A 16,069-nucleotide genomic window follows, 5' to 3' on the forward strand; every position below is an offset into this window, starting at 1 on the left:
CGCCGTCGCGGCCAGCGTCGGCGCCGACCTGGACGCCGCCGGCCTGCCCGGCGCGGGCGCCGCGCGCGACCTGCTGGGGCTGCCCGACGCCGAGCGCGTCTGCGTGGTCCTGGTGGACGGTCTCGGCCACCTCAACCTCGAGGAGCGGGCCGGTCACGCCCCGTTCCTGCGTCGGCGCCTCGGGGACGGCCCGGGGCCGCTCACGAGCACCTTCCCGTCGACGACCGCCGCCGCGCTCGGCACGTTCGGGGTGGGGTCGACCCCGGGCACGACGGGCATGCTCGGCTACACGGTCCGCGACCCCGCGACCGGGCGCCTGGGCAACCTCGTCTCGTGGACGGACCTGCCGGACGCGCGGGCCTGGCAGCCCGAGCCCACCGTCTTCGAGCGGCTCGTCGCCGCCGGCACCCGCGTCTGGAGCGCCGGGCCGCAGCGCTTCGCCCAGTCGGGCCTCACGCGCGCGGCGCTGCGCGGCGCCGAGTACCTGCCGGCGGAGTCCCTCGCGGACCGGGTCGACGCGTGCGTCCGGGCGCTGCGCAGCCCGGGGGTCGCGTACCTGTACTGGGGCGACGTGGACAAGGCGGGCCACCACCACGGCTGGTCGTCGATGGCGTGGGGCGACGCGCTCGCCGAGCTGGACGCGGAGCTCGGGCGGCTGGCGCGCAGCGTGCCGCGCGGCACGACGATCGTCGTCACCGCCGACCACGGGATGGTGGACGTCGACCGGGCCCACCGCTGGGACGTCGCCGGCGACCCCGTGCTGGGCGAGGACGTCGCGCTCGTCGCGGGGGAGCCCCGCGCGCTGCACCTGCACCTGCGCGAGGGCGCCGACCCGGCGGCCGTCGCGGCGCGCTGGGCCGGGCACCTGGGGGAGCACGCGGTGGTGCGCACGCGCGCGCAGGCCACCGACGAGGGGTGGTTCGGGGAGGTGACGGCGCGCGTCGCGCCGGTCGTCGGGGACGTGGTGGTCGCCACCACGGGTCGCGCGACCGTCGTCGACTCCCGCACGCAGACGCCCGCGTCGCTCGAGCTCGTCGGGGTGCACGGCTCGCTCACGCCGGCCGAGATGCTCGTGCCCTGCCTGGTCGTGGAGGGCTGAGGATGGCCGAGCTCGTGTTCTTCTCCGGGACGATGGACTGCGGCAAGTCCACGCTCGCGCTTCAGACGCACCACAACCACGCCGCGCGCGGGCGCCAGGGCGTCCTGTACACGCGGCACGACCGGGCGGGCGCCGCGACGATCTCCTCGCGTCTCGGCCTCGTGCAGCCGGCCGTCGAGGTGCTGGACACCACGAGCTTCTGGGACGACGTCGTCGAGCGCCGCACGCACGGCGCCGTCGTCGACTACCTCGTCGCCGACGAGGCGCAGTTCTACTCCGCCGAGCAGGTCGAGCAGCTCGCGTGCGTGGTCGACGAGCTCGGGGTGGACGTCTACGCGTTCGGCATCACCACCGACTTCCGCACCCGGCTCTTCCCGGGCTCCGCGCGCCTCGTCGAGCTCGCGGACCGCGTCGAGGTCCTCCAGGTCCAGGCGCTGTGCTGGTGCGGCCGCCGTGCGACGCACAACGCGCGCACCGTGGGCGGCCTCATGGTCACCGAGGGCGAGCAGGTCGTCGTCGGCGACGTGGGGGTCGACGACGTCGTCGCCTACGAGGTGCTCTGCCGGCGCCACCACATGCGGCAGCAGACGGCACGCAGCGCCCGGGCGGCGTCGCCCAGCCCGCAGACGCTGGACGAGGCCGCCGGCTGACCCGCTACTCCGGGCGGGCCCCGAAGACGATCTCGTCCCAGCTCGGCACCTTGGCGCGGCCGCGCCGCGAGCGGGGCCGCTCGGTGTCCGGCTCCGGCTCGGGGTCGGGCTCCGGCTCCCGCTCGGCCGTGGGGACGACGAGGATCCGCGCCTCCTGCTCCGGGTCCGCGTCCGCGGCGTGAGCGCCGGGCACCTCGGACTCGAGCCGCGCGAAGTCGAAGGCGTGCTGCGGGCCGAAGCCCTCGAACTCCTCGCCGTCGTCCTCCTCGTCGACCGCCTGGCGCACGCCCCGGCGCCCGCGCAGGTCGTCCAGCAGCGCCTCCGTGGCCGCCTCCGGCGACGGCTCCGGGGCCGGCTCGGGCTCGCGCGGCGTGGGGTGCGAGCCCTGGAAGTCGAAGACGACGTCCCGGACCGCCGACAGGTGACGGCGCGGCGAGGTCGCCTCGTCGAGCTCCGTCTCGGACAGCCAGCGCGCCTCGTCCTCGTCCGCCGTGACCGTGCGGGCGCTCGGGTCGAAGGTCCACCGGGCCTCGTGCTCGGCGTCGCCGACGCGGAAGCGGGCCAGCACCATCCACGGGCCGGTGCCCTCGCGCGCGGCGTCCCACGACAGGCTCGCCGGGTCCACGCCGCGGGTCGCGAGCCGGTCGGTGACGAGGTCGCCCAGCGCGGGCGCGTCCCGGTCGCGGCCGACGCGCGACGCCCGCGCCTGCTCGGCGACGTACTCGCGCTCGGCGAGGACGGGGCCCTCGTAGCGCCGCACGTGCTCGACGGGCAGGCCGCTCGCGTCCGCCACCTCCTGCGCGGTCGCACCCGCGCGGATGCGCGTCTGGATCTCCCGCGGGCTCAGCGTGCCGGCACCCTCCGCCCGCAGCTGCTCCAGCTGGGGACGGTCGCGCCGGACGGCCGCGCGCAGCGGCTCGTCGATGCGCAGCCGGAACGAGCCGCCACCCGGTCGCGCGAGCACCAGGTGCTCGCCGTCGTCGTGCAGACCCACCAGCTCGAGCTCATCCATCGGACCTCCCAGTACCTCGCCACGAGGGTGCCACCTCCTCCGCGCGACGCGGCGGATGCCGCGCGGTGTGCCGCGAGCCCGCCGCCCCGCCGGGCGCGCGATGATGCTCCCGTGCCGCTCGCCGACCTGCCGATGCAGCCCGTCCTCGAGACCGTCGGCGTCTACGTCGCCGCGATGGCGGGCGCCCTCGCCGCGGTCCGCAAGCAGTTCGACGTGTTCGGCATCCTCGTGCTGGGCTGGGCCGCCGGTCTCGGCGGCGGCGTCATGCGCGACGTGCTCATCGGCGCGACCCCGCCCGTCGGGGTCTCCGACTGGCGGCTCGTCGTGACGGCGCTGTTCGGCGGGCTCACGATGTACTTCCTGCACCCGCGGCTGGAGCGGGCCCGCCGCGTCATCATCCTGCTCGACGCCGGGGCGCTCGCCGTGTTCACCGTGGTGGGCGCCGTCAAGGGGCTCGAGCACGGGACGACGCTCGTCGCCGCGGTGATCGTCGGGCTGGTGACGGGGGTCGGCGGCGGCGTCCTGCGCGACATCCTCACCGGCGAGGTGCCCGTCGTGCTGCACCACCGCCAGCTGTACGCCCTGCCGGCGCTCCTGGGGGCGTCCGTGCTGGCGGTGCTCTGGTCGCTCGGCGCGCTCACCGTCGCGTGGGAGGTCGGCATCGTGGTCGGCATCCTCGCGCTGCGGCTGCTGGCGCTGCGCTACCGGCTCAACGCGCCGGGTCCGTGGCGCGGCACCGGGGCAGGATGGACGGCATGACGACGGACGAGGCGCTGGTGCGCGAGCTGCTGCAGGTCGCCCGGACGGTCGCGGTCGAGGCCGGCCGCCTCGCGCACGAGGGACGGCCGGACGACCTCGCCGTCGCGGCGACGAAGTCGAGCCCGCAGGACGTCGTGACCGAGATGGACCTCGCGGTCGAGCAGCTGCTGCGCCGGCGGCTCGCGGCGCTGCGCCCGGACGACGGCGTGCTGGGGGAGGAGGGCGACGACGTCGCCGGGACGAGCGGCCTCACGTGGGTCGTCGACCCGATCGACGGCACGACGAACTACCTGTACGGGCTGCCCGCGTGGTCGGTCTCGGTCGCGGTCGTCCGTGATGACGGCGCACGCCCGGACCCGCAGACCTGGACGGTCCTCGCGGGCTGCGTGCACGCGCCCGCGGACGGACGCACGTTCACGGCGGGCCTCGGGCTGGGCGCCGAGGAGCGCCTGCACCGCGACGGCGTGCTGCCCGAGCACGGCCGGACGCTGCGCGTGCGCGACGCGGTCCCGCTCGCCGACAGCCTCGTCTCGACGGGCTTCGGGTACCGCGCCGCCCGGCGCGCGGCGCAGGCCCGCGTGCTCACCGAGCTGCTGCCCCGGGTGCGGGACATCCGCCGCGCCGGCTCGGCGGCGCTCGACCTGTGCGCCGTCGCGGCGGGACGTGTCGACCTGTACTACGAGCGAGGGCTGCAGCCGTGGGACCTCGCGGCGGCGTCGCTCGTCGCCACGGAGGCCGGGGCCACGGTCACGGGGCTGCGCGGGAGGCGTGCCGACAGCCGCATGGTGGTCGCCGGGCCGCCCGGCTCGGCCACCGCGCTCGTCGCCGTGCTGGAGGAGGCGGACGCCGACGCGGACGACTGAGCGTGGGGGTGCTGGCACCCCCCGCGCCGGCGTCGCCGCGAACTGGGCAGGTGTTCGTGTTGGCGTGCGGGTGGGAAGTGATGCAGAATCCGGCGCGCACGGGAACAAACGGCGTCACCCACGCATTGATCCCGCGTACAGATCCCGCCCAGTACCGGAGTGTGACGCCGCCGATGGCAACCGACTACGACGCCCCGCGCAAGACCGACGAGGACCTGAGCGAGGACTCGCTCCAGGAGCTCCAGGCGCGCCGGTCCGACAAGAACTCGGGCGTGGTGGACGAGGACGAGACCGAGGCCGCCGAGGGGTTCGAGCTCCCGGGCGCGGACCTCTCCGGTGAGGAGCTCTCGGTCCGTGTCCTTCCCCGCCAGGCCGACGAGTTCACGTGCTCCCGCTGCTTCCTCGTGCACCACCGCAGCCAGCTCGCCTACGAGCGCGACGGTGCCCCGGTGTGCACGGAGTGCGCCGCCTGACCCCACGACCTCCGCAGCGCCCCGGCGTTGCTCACCGACGGCCGTCGCCCCCACGGGGGCGGCGGCCGTCGTCGTCCTCGGCGTCGTGGGTCACGGCCGGGGGCGGCTGCCGGGTCAGCGGCCGGCCCGCAGCGCGGCGACCAGCTGCTCCGGGCGCCGGGTCGACACCACCCAGTAGGGCGTCGGGTCCTGCGGGTCGCACAGCTCGACGCGCACCGCGGTGCGGACCCACCCGCGCAGGCAGAGGTACGCGCGGGCGTCGAGGCCCGGGCCGAGCGCGTGGCGCAGCTCCTCGCCCGCCAGCACGCGCGCCTCGCCCAGCAGCTCGAGCGGCACGTGCGCCGGGCCCGCGAGCAGCTCGCCGGAGCGCACCTCCACCCGGGGCGTGAGGAGCACGACGCCGACAGCCGCGAGGAGGGCTCCGGTCAGCAGGCCGAGCACGGCGGCGACGGAGCCGAGCGGCACCAGGACGACCGTGACCATCACGACCACCGCCCCGACGAGCACCCAGCCGCCCGGGCCGGGCCACAGCCGCTCGGCGAACGCCGGCGCGGCGTCGGCGGTCGGACCCCCGGCACGGGGAGCGGGGGCGGGCAGCGGCGCAGGGGCGTCGTCGGGCATGCCCCCAGGATCCCACCCGCCGGGGGCGCGCCCCGCACCGGACGGCGCGCGGACGACCGGTAGGGTCGGGCCCCGTGACCGACGCCAGCCTCGAGGTCCTGCTCCTGCGTCTCGACCCGGACCTACCCGTCCCGTCGTACGCCCACCCGGGCGACGCCGGCGCCGACCTGGTGACCCGCGTCGACGTCGTGGTCCCGCCGCAGGGGCGGGTGACCGTCCCGACCGGCGTCGCCATCGCCCTGCCCGACGGCTACGCCGCCTTCGTGCACCCGCGCTCGGGGCTCGCGTCGCGCCACGGCCTCACGATCGTCAACGCGCCGGGCACCGTCGACGCGGGCTACCGCGGGGAGATCTCGGTGACGCTGCTCAACACCGACGTCGCCGAGGCGATCGAGCTGCACCGCGGCGACCGCGTCGCGCAGCTCGTCGTGCAGCGCGTGGAGCACGCGCGCTTCGTCGAGGTCGAGCGCCTGCCCGGCTCGCACCGCGGCGAGGGCGGCTTCGGGTCCAGCGGCGGCTGGCGTGCGGCGCTCGCCGAGCAGCCGGGCGAGCAGGTCCGGCCCGGCTAGGTCGCCCGCCGCGGCGGGATTACGCTCGAAGGTCAACGGGTGCGCGCGTGCGCACCGAGGAGGAGTGAGCTGTGGGTCTGTTCCGGCGCGGCGCGAAGGACGACGCCCCCGAGGGCGCCGTCGACGGCGTCGAGGAGGTCGAGGCGGCCCCCGCCGCCCCGGCGCGAGAGCGCGGTCCGTGGGACTCCGACGAGCCCCACGACGACCGGACGCGCGTCGACCTGGGTGCGCTGCGCGTCCCGGGCGTCGACGGGATGGAGCTGCGCATGGAGGTCGACCGGACGACGAACGTCGTCTCGTCGGTCACCATCGGCATCGACGGGTCCACCGTGACGCTGCAGGCGTACGCGGCGCCGCGGTCCGAGGGCATCTGGGACGAGATCCGCGCGGAGCTCGCCGAGTCGGTCGAGCGCGAGGGCGGCTCGGTCGACGACCTGCCGGGCCCGTTCGGCCGCGAGCTGCTCGCGCGTCTGCCGATCCGCACCGCCGAGGGCCGCACCGGCCACCGGCCCGCCCGGTTCGTCGGCGTCGACGGCCCGCGCTGGTTCCTGCGCGGCGTGTTCACGGGTCACGCCGCGGTCGACCCCGAGCGGGCGGCCACCCTGGAGGACCTGTTCGCCGGCGTCGTCGTGGTCCGCGGCGCGGACGCGCGCCCGCCGCGCGACCTGCTCGCGCTCACGCTGCCCGGCCAGCCCGGTGCGCCCGCCGCGACCGAGAAGCCCGCGTTCGACCCGCTCACGCGCGGTCCCGAGATCACGGAGATCCGGTGACCCTGCGCGAGAAGCTGCACGACCTCGTCGCCTCCCAGGCCGAGATCGAGGCGCACGAGGAGCGGGCCGACGCGGTGCGCTGGACCGGGTGCACGCCGGTCGAGGCCCTGGCGAACCGCTCCCGGGCGCGCGTCGCCGGCGTCATCCGCTCGGTCACCCTGCGCCCGCGCGAGGGCGTCCCCGCCGTCGAGGCCGAGCTGTACGACGGCAGCGGCGCGCTCGACCTCGTCTGGCTCGGCCGTCGCGAGATCGCCGGCATCGCGCCGGGCCGCCGGCTGCAGGCCGAGGGCATGGTGTGCGTCGTCGGTGGCCGCAAGACGGTCTTCAACCCCGCCTACGAGCTGCGGCCGCGTCCCGGTGAGTGACCCGACGCACCGGCCGGCGCCGCAGGAGGGGGAGCGCGGCGCGCCCGCCGCGGGCACCCCGGCCGACGTGGTGGCCGACGTCGTCCCGCCGGAGGACGCGCCCGCGCGCGGCATGCGGGCGATCGGGGCGCAGCAGTTCTCGGCGGCCGACGCGGTGGGCGGCGTGCGGGGCGTGGTGGAGTCCGTCCTGCCGGGCGTCCTGTTCGTCGTCGTCTACATCGCCTCGGGCCAGCGCCTGGTGCCCGCGCTGCTCGGTGCCGGCGCCGCCGCCGTCGTCGCGGTCGTCGCCCGGCTCGCGCAGCGCCAGTCGCCCAGCCAGGCCTTCTCCGGGCTGCTGGGGGTCGGCATCGGCGTGGTGTGGGCGTGGCGCACCGGCCGCGCGGAGGACTACTTCGCCTACGGCCTGTGGGTCAACGTCGCGTACCTCGTCGGCACGCTGGCCTCGATCCTCGTCCGCTGGCCGTTCGTCGGGCTGGTCATGGGGCTGTTCTCGAAGGAGGGCCCGATCGCGACCGGCGCGTGGTCCGGCGCGGTCGCGTGGCGCCGCGACCCGGTGCTGCTGCGCCGGTACACGTGGGCGACGTGGCCGTGGGTCGCGATGTTCGCGCTGCGCCTGCTGGTGCAGGTGCCGCTCTACCTGTCCGGGCAGGTCGTGGCGCTGGGCACCGCGAAGCTCGCGATGGGTCTGCCCCTGACGGTGCTCGCCCTGTGGGTCAGCTGGAGGCTGGTCCGTGGGCGAGCAGCTTCTCCAGGTCCGACAGCTCCGCGTCCCGCCCCGTGACGAACAGCAGCTCGTCGTGCCCCTCGAGCGTGTCGTCGGGGCTGGGCGCGATCGGGCGCACGTCCCGCACGATGCACGCCAGCACGGTGTCCTGCGGCCACTCGACCTGACCGACGCGCAGGCCCACCAGCGGCGACTCGTCCGGCAGGGTGATCTCGAGGATGTCGGCCCGCGACTGGTGGAACGTGAAGATCCGCACGAGGTCGCCGACGGTCACGGCCTCCTCGACCATCGCCGTCATGATGCGCGGCGTCGAGACGGCGACGTCCACGCCCCACGCCTCGTCGAACATCCACTCGTTCTTCGGGTTGTTCACGCGCGCCACCGTGCGGGGCACGCCGAACTCGGTCTTGGCCAGCAGCGAGATGACGAGGTTCGCCTTGTCGTCGCCGGTCGCGGCGACGACCACGTCCGCCTGGTCGGTCGCGGCCTCCCGCAGCGTCGGCAGCTCGCACGCGTCGGCGAGGATCCAGTCCGCCTCGGCGACCTGCGACACCCGCATCGCCGAGGGCTGCCGGTCGATGAGCGTCACCTCGTGCTGGTGGGCGAGCAGCTCGCGGGCGATCGAGCGCCCGACCGAGCCCGCGCCGGCGATGACGACCCTCACTCGGTCACCACCGGGGCGGAGGTGAGGACGCGCTCGACGAAGGCGGCGTCGTCGACCCGGAACAGCGCATGGACCACGTCGTTCTCCTGGAGCACGGTCGTGGCGGTCGGCAGGACGCCGTCGCCGTAGCGCGTGAGGTAGGCGACGCGCGCGCCCGACGCCTCCTCCAGCGCCCGCACCGGCCGGCCGACCCACGCGTCGTGGACGTCCACCTGGGCGAGCGAGAGCTGGCCGGACGCGTCCCGGTACTCGTCGCTCGTGCCGATGGGCAGGATCCGGCTGAGCACCTGGTGCGCCGTCCAGCGGACCGTCGCGACCGTCGGGATGCCGAGGCGCTGGTAGATCTCCGCGCGGTGCGGGTCGTAGATGCGGGCGACGACGTTGTCGACGCCGAACGTCTCGCGCACGACGCGGGCGGCAAGGATGTTGGAGTTGTCGCCGTCGGAGACGGCCGCGAAGCCGAACGCGTCCTCGATGCCGGCGGTGCGCAGGGTGTCGCGGTCGAAGCCCAGCCCCGTCACCTTGTTGCCGCCGAACCCCTGCTCGAGGCGGCGGAACGCGTCGGGGTTCTGGTCGATGACGGCGACCGAGTGGCCGCTCTCCTCGAGCGTCACCGCGAGCGTGGCGCCCACGCGGCCGCAGCCCATGATCACGAAGTGCACAACGCGGAACGCTATACCCGCGCGCCCGGCCGGTGCCCGCCGTCGGTCCCGCGTCGTCGCGTGCTGCCCGGGCGCCCCGGCGGGCCTAGCATGGGCGCTCGTGTCGGACATCGGTGATGCCGCCAAGCGTCTGCTGCTCGGACGGCCCGTCCGCAGCGACAAGCTCGGCCACACGTTGCTGCCGAAGCGGATCGCGCTGCCGATCTTCGCCTCGGACGCCCTGTCGTCGGTCGCGTACGCGCCCGACGAGATCCTGCTGACCCTCTCGCTGGCGGGCCTGTCCGCGCTGACGATCTCCCCGTGGGTCGGCCTGGCCGTCGCGATCGTCATGATCACGGTCGTCGCGTCCTACCGGCAGAACGTGCACGCGTACCCCTCGGGCGGCGGCGACTACGAGGTCGCGACCGTCAACCTGGGGCCCCGCGCGGGCGTCACCGTCGCCAGCGCGCTGCTGGTCGACTACGTGCTCACGGTCGCCGTGTCGATCTCGTCGGGCGCGCAGTACGCCGCGACGGCGCTGCCCGCGCTGCGCGGCCACGAGGCGCAGTTCGCGATCGCCCTCGTCGTGCTGCTCACGCTCGCGAACCTGCGCGGCGTCAAGGAGTCCGGCCGCGCGTTCGCCGTGCCCGTGTACCTGTTCATGTTCGCGATCGGGTCCGTCGCCGTGTTCGGGGCCGTGCGGTACTTCACCGGCACCCTGCCGCTGGCGGAGAGCGCCGGCCTCGACGTCGCGTCGGAGCCCGGCTTCGAGCAGGGGCTCGTCGGCCTCGCCGGCTTCTTCCTCGTGCTGCGCTCGTTCGCGTCCGGCTGCGCCGCGCTCACCGGCGTGGAGGCGATCAGCAACGGCGTCCCGGCGTTCCGCAAGCCGAAGTCGCGCAACGCCGCGACCACGCTCGCGCTGCTCGGCAGCATCTCGATCGCGATGATCATGTCGATCCTCATGCTCGCCAAGGTCACCGGCGTGACGTTCGCCGACGACCCGGCGGAGCAGCTGCTGCGCGACGGCGTGCCGGTCGGCGACGGCTACGTCCAGCACCCGGTGATCAGCCAGCTCGCCGGCGCGGTGTTCGACGGGCTGCCCGTGATGTTCGTCCTCGTCGCCGTCGTCACCGGCCTCATCCTCGTGCTCGCGGCGAACACCGCGTTCAACGGGTTCCCCGTGCTGGGGTCGATCCTGGCCCGGGACGGCTACCTGCCGCGCCAGCTGCACACCCGCGGCGACCGGCTCGCGTTCTCGAACGGCATCCTCACGCTCGCGGGAGCGGCGATCGTGCTGATCTGGGCCTTCGACGCCGAGGTCACGCGCCTCATCCAGCTCTACATCGTCGGGGTGTTCGTCTCGTTCACGCTGAGCCAGACCGGCATGGTGCGGCACTGGACGCGCGCGCTGCGCACCGAGCCGGAGCCGGCGGCGCGCGCCCGGATGAAGCGCTCGCGCGTCATCAACTCCGTCGGCCTCGCGATGACGGGCACCGTGCTCGTCGTCGTCCTGCTGACGAAGTTCACGCACGGGGCCTGGATCGCGATCCTCGCGATGGTCGTCGTGTACGTCGCGATGCAGGGCGTGCACCGGCACTACGAGCAGGTCCGTGCGGAGCTCGCGCTCGGCTCGGAGGCCGACGCCCACCGCGCGCTCCCCAGCCGCGTGCACGCCATCGTGCTCGTCTCGCGCCTGCACAAGCCGACCATGCGTGCGCTGGCGTACGCCCGGGCGTCGCGGCCCTCGATCCTCGAGGCCGTCACGGTCGGCGTGGAGCCGGAGGAGGTCGAGCAGCTGCGCCAGGAGTGGGAGGCGCTGCACCTGCCCGTCGCGCTCAAGGTGCTCGACTCGCCCTACCGCGAGATCACGCGCCCGGTGCTCACCTACGTGCGCTCGGTGCGCCGCGAGAGCCCGCGCGACCTCGTGGTCGTCTACATCCCGGAGTACGTCGTCGGGCACTGGTGGGAGCACCTGCTGCACAACCAGAGCGCGCTGCGGCTCAAGGGCCGTCTGCTGTTCACGCCGGGGGTGGTCGTGGCGTCGGTGCCGTGGCAGCTCGCGTCGTCCGCCGGGCAGACGGGGCTGGAGGACACGGTGCGCCCGCCGTTGGGGCTGTGAGCGTGGCCGCCGGCGAGGGGCTCGTCGAGCTCGAGGTGGGGCCGGTCGCGCACGGCGGGCACTGCGTCGCGCGCCTCGACGGCCGCGTCGTGTTCGTGCGGCACGCGCTGCCCGGCGAGCGCGTGCGCGCCCGGCTGACCGAGGCGGGCGAGGACGCGCGGTTCTGGCGGGCCGACGCGGTGGAGGTGCTCGACGCCTCGCCCGACCGGGTGGCGTCGCCGTGGCCCGAGGCCGGGCCGGGCGGCGTCGGGGGCGGCGAGCTCGGGCACGTCGCCCTGCCCGCGCAGCGGGACTGGAAGGCGGCCGTCCTGGCCGAGCAGCTGCGCCGGCTGGCGCACGACGACCGCCCGGTGACGGTGCTCGGTGCCCCGCAGGACGACGAGCGCGGCGGGCTGGCGTGGCGCACGCGCGTCGATCTGGTCGCCGACGGTGACGGCCGGCTCGGCATGCGGGGTTTCCGCTCGCACGACGTGCACGCGCTGCCGTCCATGCCGCTCGCCGTCGAGGAGATCGCGGCGCTCGACCTGTTCGGCCGCCGCTGGGCGCCCGGCGCGCGCGTCGAGGCCGTGGCGCCGGTCGGCGGTGACAGCCCTCTCGTCCTGCTCGACGGCGCGCCGTTCGACCTGCGCCGCGGGCGGGTCGACGCCCGTCCGCACGCGCGCTCGTCGGTCCGGGAGCGCGTGGAGGTGGGCCCGGGGTACGTCTACCGGGTGGCCGGCGCCGGCTTCTGGCAGGTCCACCGGCGGGCCCCCGACGTGCTCGTCGGCGAGGTCCTCGACGGGGTCGGCGACGTGGGCGGCGGCACGGTGCTCGACCTGTACTCGGGCGCCGGCCTGTTCACCCTGCCGCTCGCGGACGCCGTGGGGGAGCGGGGCCGCGTCACCTCGGTCGAGGGCGACGCCCGGGCCGTGCGCGACGCGCGCCGCAACGTGCACGACCGCCCGCAGGTCACGCTCCACGCGGGCGACGTGCGCCGGGCGCTGCAGGGCCGCGACGGCGTCGACGTGGGGCGGCCGGACGTCGTCGTGCTCGACCCGCCGCGCAGCGGTGCCGGGCGGGCCACCGTCGACGCTCTCGCCGCGCTGGGTCCCGCCCGCGTCGTCTACGTCGCGTGCGACCCCGCCGCGCTGGCGCGGGACGTCGCGCTGCTCGCGGGACACGGCTACGCGCTCGACCGCGTCCAGGGCTGGGACCTGTTCCCGATGACGCACCACCTCGAGGCCGTGGCGGTGCTGACGCGCGGCTGACCCGTCCGCCGACGCGTCCGCCCCGCCACGCGGATGCGACGCCGCCCCCCGCGGCCTAGCGTGGAGCAGGCCCGGGGCCCGGGCCGGCGACGGCATCGGAAGGAGCAGACGTGAGCGAGGACAGCACCGCCCGCACGCTGGCCGAGGCGAAGCGCGCGACGACCCAGTGGCTGCACAGGAGCGGCACGCCCGAGTACGACCTGCGCGCGCACGAGCGCGCCATCGAGGCAGAGCGCAAGGCGCAGGACGCGTACGACGCGGCGCACCGCGAGTGACGTCGTCGGCCCCGCGCCGACGACCAGCGGACCGCGACCCCCGGACGGCCTCGAGCCCCGGGGGTCGTGCCGCGCCGGGACCCCGCGGACCGGTCCGGGCCGGCCGGCGCGCCGGGTCCCGCGGTTCGACACGGGCGGGGTGGATGACGTATCTTGACATCAAGATATATGGCGGCGGACACCGGCCCTAGGCTGGAGGAGCACCGCCGCGCCGGAGGCCCCCAGCACCCGGCCGACTCGCCAGCGAAGGAGCGCGCACGTGAGCACGGACAGCTTCGGATCGAAGGGCACACTCGAGGTCGGTGGGACCTCCTACGAGGTGTACCGCCTCGCCGCGGTGCCGGGGCTCGAGCGGCTGCCGTTCAGCCTCAAGGTGCTCGCCGAGAACCTCCTGCGCACCGAGGACGGCGCCAACATCACCGCCGACCACGTCCGGGCGCTCGCGGCCTGGGACCCGGCCGCCGAGCCGGACACGGAGATCCAGTTCACGCCGGCGCGCGTGATCATGCAGGACTTCACGGGCGTGCCGTGCGTCGTCGACCTCGCCACCATGCGCGAGGCCGTCGTCGAGCTCGGCGGCGACCCGACCCGCATCAACCCGCTGGCGCCGGCCGAGATGGTCATCGACCACTCCGTGCAGATCGACGTCGCCGGGCGTCCCGACGCCTTCGAGCGCAACGTCGAGCTCGAGTACCAGCGCAACCGCGAGCGCTACCAGTTCCTGCGCTGGGGCCAGACGGCGTTCGACGACTTCAAGGTCGTCCCCCCGGGCACGGGCATCGTGCACCAGGTCAACATCGAGTACCTCGCGCGCGTCGTGATGGTGCGCGACGGCAAGGCCTACCCCGACACCTGCGTCGGCACCGACTCCCACACGACGATGGTCAACGGCCTCGGCGTGCTGGGCTGGGGCGTCGGCGGCATCGAGGCGGAGGCCGCGATGCTCGGCCAGCCGGTGTCGATGCTCATCCCGCGCGTCGTCGGGTTCAAGCTGACGGGCTCCATCCCGGCGGGCGTGACGGCCACCGACGTCGTCCTGACCATCACGCAGAAGCTGCGCCAGCACGGCGTCGTCGGCAAGTTCGTCGAGTTCTACGGCGAGGGCGTCGCGGCGGTGCCGCTGGCGAACCGCGCGACGATCGGCAACATGAGCCCGGAGTTCGGCTCGACGTGCGCGATCTTCCCGATCGACGGCGTCACGCTGGACTACCTGCGCCTGACGGGGCGCTCGGAGGAGCAGCTCGCGCTCGTCGAGGCGTACGCCAAGGAGCAGGGCCTCTGGCTCGACCCGACGGCCGAGGGCTACGCCGAGCCGGAGTACTCGGAGTACCTCGAGCTCGACCTGTCCACGGTGGTCCCGTCGATCGCCGGCCCCAAGCGGCCGCAGGACCGCATCGAGCTCTCCGAGGCGAAGCAGTCGTTCGCGACGTCGATCCTCGACTACGTCTCGCCGCACGAGGCGGCGCCGTTCACGGGGCTCGACGAGTCCGTGGAGGAGACGTTCCCCGCGTCCGACCCGATCGCTGCCAGCGCCCACGCGGACTCGTCCGACGCGCCGGCGCACGTCGAGGGCGGCGACTCCGCGCGGCGCCCGCACAAGCGGGTGCCGGTGACCCTCGCGGACGGCTCGACCACCGAGCTCGACCACGGGCACGTCGTGATCGCGTCCATCACGAGCTGCACCAACACGTCCAACCCCTCCGTCATGCTCGCCGCCGCGCTGCTCGCGCGGAACGCGGTGGAGAAGGGCCTGGTCGCCAAGCCCTGGGTCAAGACGTCGATGGCGCCCGGCTCGCAGGTCGTGACGAACTACTACGAGAAGGCCGGGCTCTGGCCCGCGCTGGAGAAGCTCGGCTTCCACCTCGTCGGCTACGGGTGCGCCACGTGCATCGGCAACTCGGGCCCGCTGCCCGAGGAGGTCTCCGCCGTCGTCAACGAGCACGACCTGTCGGTGGTCTCGGTCCTGTCGGGCAACCGCAACTTCGAGGGCCGCATCAACCCCGACGTGAAGATGAACTACCTCGCGTCGCCGCCGCTGGTCATCGCCTACGCGCTCGCCGGCACGATGGACTTCGACTTCGAGAACGACCCGCTCGGCACCACCGAGTCGGGCGAGCCGGTCTTCCTGCGCGACATCTGGCCGTCGCCCGAGGACGTGCAGGCGACGATCGACGCGTCGATCGACCGCCAGATGTTCACGGACGACTACGCCGACGTGTTCGCCGGCGACGACCGGTGGCGCTCGCTCGAGACGCCCGAGGGCAGCACCTTCGCCTGGGACACCGAGTCGACCTACGTGCGCAAGCCCCCGTACTTCGAGGGCATGGGGGCGACGCCCGAGCCGGTGACCGACATCAGCGGCGCCCGCGTCCTCGCGAAGCTCGGCGACTCGGTCACGACCGACCACATCAGCCCCGCCGGCTCGATCAAGCCCGACAGCCCTGCCGGTCGGTACCTCGCCGAGCACGGCGTCGAGCGCCGCGACTTCAACTCCTACGGCTCGCGCCGCGGCAACCACGAGGTCATGATCCGCGGCACCTTCGCGAACATCCGCCTGCGCAACCAGCTCGTGCCCGGCACCGAGGGCGGCTTCACGAGGAACTTCCTCACGGGCGAGGACACGTCCATCTACGACGCGTCGGTGGCCTACCAGGACGCGGGCATCCCGCTCGTCGTCCTCGGCGGCAAGGAGTACGGCTCGGGCTCGTCGCGCGACTGGGCGGCCAAGGGCACGCGCCTGCTGGGCGTCCGGGCGGTCATCACGGAGTCGTTCGAGCGGATCCACCGCTCCAACCTCATCGGGATGGGCGTGCTGCCCCTGCAGTTCCCCGCGGGCGAGACGGCCGACTCCCTCGGGCTCGACGGCACCGAGACGTTCGACATCGCGGGCGTCACGGCGCTCAACGAGGGGACGACGCCGCGCACCGTGCACGTGACCGCGACCAAGCCCTCGGGCGAGACGGTCGAGTTCGACGCCGTCGTGCGCATCGACACCCCCGGCGAGGCGGACTACTACCGCAACGGCGGCATCCTGCAGTACGTGCTGCGGCAGGTGGCGGCCGTCGCCTGACGCCGTCCTCCCGCACCGTCCTCGGACGCGACGACACCCCCCGGGGGATCCCTCCGGGGGGTGTCGTCGACCGGGCCGGACCTGGGGGCCCGGCGTTCTGGGGTGTCAGGCGGTCGCGCTCTGGCGGGCGCCGGTGGTGGCGGTGGCG

Annotated in this window: 17 protein-coding genes; 13 read left to right on the forward strand and 4 right to left on the reverse strand. The window is 74.9% G+C overall.

Annotated elements, in window-relative coordinates:
• Together HGCM_RS18115 and HGCM_RS11475 are read left to right on the forward strand one after the other, a co-directional pair.
• A partial coding sequence (locus HGCM_RS18115) for an alkaline phosphatase family protein (RefSeq protein WP_019136980.1) occupies positions 1 to 1,099 on the forward strand: 1,099 nt, incomplete at its 5' end.
• 2 nt (positions 1,100 to 1,101) lie between these two features.
• The gene (locus HGCM_RS11475; RefSeq protein ID WP_019136981.1) at positions 1,102 to 1,749 is read left to right on the forward strand and encodes a thymidine kinase; all 648 of its coding nucleotides are present in this window, start codon (positions 1,102 to 1,104) and stop codon (positions 1,747 to 1,749) included.
• A gap of 4 nt (positions 1,750 to 1,753) precedes the next feature.
• Here the strand turns inward: HGCM_RS11475 and sepH are convergent, their stop codons facing one another.
• Positions 1,754 to 2,761 (reverse strand): septation protein SepH, encoded by a 1,008-nt coding sequence (gene sepH / locus HGCM_RS11480; RefSeq protein WP_019136982.1) that lies wholly within the window; start codon positions 2,759 to 2,761, stop codon positions 1,754 to 1,756.
• Between the two features lie 111 nt (positions 2,762 to 2,872).
• Here sepH and HGCM_RS18120 point away from each other — a divergent pair, with 111 nt between their 5' ends.
• The 3 genes from HGCM_RS18120 (at position 2,873) to HGCM_RS11495 (ending at position 4,856) form a co-directional block, all read left to right on the forward strand.
• Positions 2,873 to 3,520 (forward strand): trimeric intracellular cation channel family protein, encoded by a 648-nt coding sequence (locus HGCM_RS18120; RefSeq protein ID WP_019136983.1) that lies wholly within the window; start codon positions 2,873 to 2,875, stop codon positions 3,518 to 3,520.
• A complete protein-coding gene (locus HGCM_RS11490) occupies positions 3,517 to 4,383 on the forward strand; it encodes an inositol monophosphatase family protein (protein ID WP_019136984.1) in 867 nt (288 codons plus the stop codon). The genes HGCM_RS18120 and HGCM_RS11490 overlap by 4 nt, the downstream gene beginning before the upstream one ends.
• 173 nt (positions 4,384 to 4,556) lie before the next feature.
• A complete protein-coding gene (locus HGCM_RS11495; protein WP_019136985.1) occupies positions 4,557 to 4,856 on the forward strand; it encodes a DUF4193 domain-containing protein in 300 nt (99 codons plus the stop codon).
• A 114-nt stretch (positions 4,857 to 4,970) separates the two neighbouring features.
• Here HGCM_RS11495 and HGCM_RS11500 read toward each other — a convergent pair whose 3' ends face one another.
• The gene (locus HGCM_RS11500; protein WP_019136986.1) at positions 4,971 to 5,477 is read right to left on the reverse strand and encodes a DUF3093 domain-containing protein; all 507 of its coding nucleotides are present in this window, start codon (positions 5,475 to 5,477) and stop codon (positions 4,971 to 4,973) included.
• A 74-nt stretch (positions 5,478 to 5,551) separates the two neighbouring features.
• Between HGCM_RS11500 and dut the strand changes: the two genes are divergently transcribed.
• The 4 genes from dut to HGCM_RS11520 all read left to right on the forward strand — a co-directional run bounded on the left by dut (position 5,552) and on the right by HGCM_RS11520 (position 7,962).
• Positions 5,552 to 6,046 carry a dUTP diphosphatase gene (gene dut / locus HGCM_RS18125; protein WP_019136987.1) on the forward strand — a complete coding sequence of 165 codons (495 nt, stop codon included), beginning with the start codon at positions 5,552 to 5,554 and terminating at the stop codon, positions 6,044 to 6,046.
• A 71-nt stretch (positions 6,047 to 6,117) separates the two neighbouring features.
• The gene (locus tag HGCM_RS11510; protein WP_019136988.1) at positions 6,118 to 6,816 is read left to right on the forward strand and encodes a DUF3710 domain-containing protein; all 699 of its coding nucleotides are present in this window, start codon (positions 6,118 to 6,120) and stop codon (positions 6,814 to 6,816) included.
• A complete protein-coding gene (locus tag HGCM_RS11515; RefSeq protein ID WP_019136989.1) occupies positions 6,813 to 7,181 on the forward strand; it encodes an OB-fold nucleic acid binding domain-containing protein in 369 nt (122 codons plus the stop codon). Before HGCM_RS11510 ends, HGCM_RS11515 begins: the two co-directional genes overlap by 4 nt.
• A complete protein-coding gene (locus HGCM_RS11520) occupies positions 7,174 to 7,962 on the forward strand; it encodes a DUF3159 domain-containing protein (protein ID WP_019136990.1) in 789 nt (262 codons plus the stop codon). Before HGCM_RS11515 ends, HGCM_RS11520 begins: the two co-directional genes overlap by 8 nt.
• On the opposite strand, the gene HGCM_RS11525 is transcribed toward HGCM_RS11520, so the two are convergent.
• Both HGCM_RS11525 and HGCM_RS11530 read right to left on the reverse strand, forming a co-directional pair.
• Complete coding sequence (locus HGCM_RS11525) at positions 7,895 to 8,569, reverse strand: potassium channel family protein (RefSeq protein WP_019136991.1); 675 nt, start codon at positions 8,567 to 8,569, stop codon at positions 7,895 to 7,897. The two genes, HGCM_RS11520 and HGCM_RS11525, sit on opposite strands and share 68 nt — an antisense overlap.
• The gene (locus tag HGCM_RS11530) at positions 8,566 to 9,216 is read right to left on the reverse strand and encodes a potassium channel family protein (RefSeq protein ID WP_040399786.1); all 651 of its coding nucleotides are present in this window, start codon (positions 9,214 to 9,216) and stop codon (positions 8,566 to 8,568) included. The genes HGCM_RS11525 and HGCM_RS11530 overlap by 4 nt, the downstream gene beginning before the upstream one ends.
• 115 nt (positions 9,217 to 9,331) lie before the next feature.
• Between HGCM_RS11530 and HGCM_RS11535 the strand changes: the two genes are divergently transcribed.
• The 4 genes from HGCM_RS11535 to HGCM_RS11550 all read left to right on the forward strand — a co-directional run bounded on the left by HGCM_RS11535 (position 9,332) and on the right by HGCM_RS11550 (position 15,921).
• The gene (locus HGCM_RS11535; protein ID WP_019136993.1) at positions 9,332 to 11,329 is read left to right on the forward strand and encodes an APC family permease; all 1,998 of its coding nucleotides are present in this window, start codon (positions 9,332 to 9,334) and stop codon (positions 11,327 to 11,329) included.
• Entirely contained in the window at positions 11,326 to 12,576 is a 1,251-nt protein-coding gene (locus HGCM_RS11540; protein WP_019136994.1) for a class I SAM-dependent RNA methyltransferase, read from the forward strand. The genes HGCM_RS11535 and HGCM_RS11540 overlap by 4 nt, the downstream gene beginning before the upstream one ends.
• A 110-nt stretch (positions 12,577 to 12,686) precedes the next feature.
• On the forward strand, positions 12,687 to 12,851 hold the full coding sequence (locus HGCM_RS11545; RefSeq protein WP_019136995.1) for a hypothetical protein: 165 nt from the start codon (positions 12,687 to 12,689) through the stop codon (positions 12,849 to 12,851).
• A 259-nt stretch (positions 12,852 to 13,110) separates the two neighbouring features.
• Entirely contained in the window at positions 13,111 to 15,921 is a 2,811-nt protein-coding gene (locus HGCM_RS11550) for an aconitate hydratase (RefSeq protein ID WP_019136996.1), read from the forward strand.
• Positions 15,922 to 16,069: the final 148 nt, after the last annotated feature.

This window comes from Cellulomonas massiliensis JC225, from assembly GCF_000312005.1.
In the GTDB taxonomy this organism is placed as follows: Bacteria; Actinomycetota; Actinomycetes; order Actinomycetales; family Cellulomonadaceae; genus Cellulomonas; species Cellulomonas massiliensis.

Excerpts from the sequence above, each read along its gene's own strand:
- HGCM_RS11475 (WP_019136981.1), top strand. The coding sequence starts at position 1,102 with ATGGCCGAGCTCGTGTTCTTCTCCGGGACGATGGACTGCGGCAAGTCC.
- sepH (WP_019136982.1), bottom strand. The coding sequence starts at position 2,761 with ATGGATGAGCTCGAGCTGGTGGGTCTGCACGACGACGGCGAGCACCTG.
- HGCM_RS11490 (WP_019136984.1), top strand. The coding sequence starts at position 3,517 with ATGACGACGGACGAGGCGCTGGTGCGCGAGCTGCTGCAGGTCGCCCGG.
- HGCM_RS11495 (WP_019136985.1), top strand. The coding sequence starts at position 4,557 with ATGGCAACCGACTACGACGCCCCGCGCAAGACCGACGAGGACCTGAGC.
- HGCM_RS11500 (WP_019136986.1), bottom strand. The coding sequence starts at position 5,477 with ATGCCCGACGACGCCCCTGCGCCGCTGCCCGCCCCCGCTCCCCGTGCC.
- HGCM_RS11530 (WP_040399786.1), bottom strand. The coding sequence starts at position 9,216 with ATGGGCTGCGGCCGCGTGGGCGCCACGCTCGCGGTGACGCTCGAGGAG.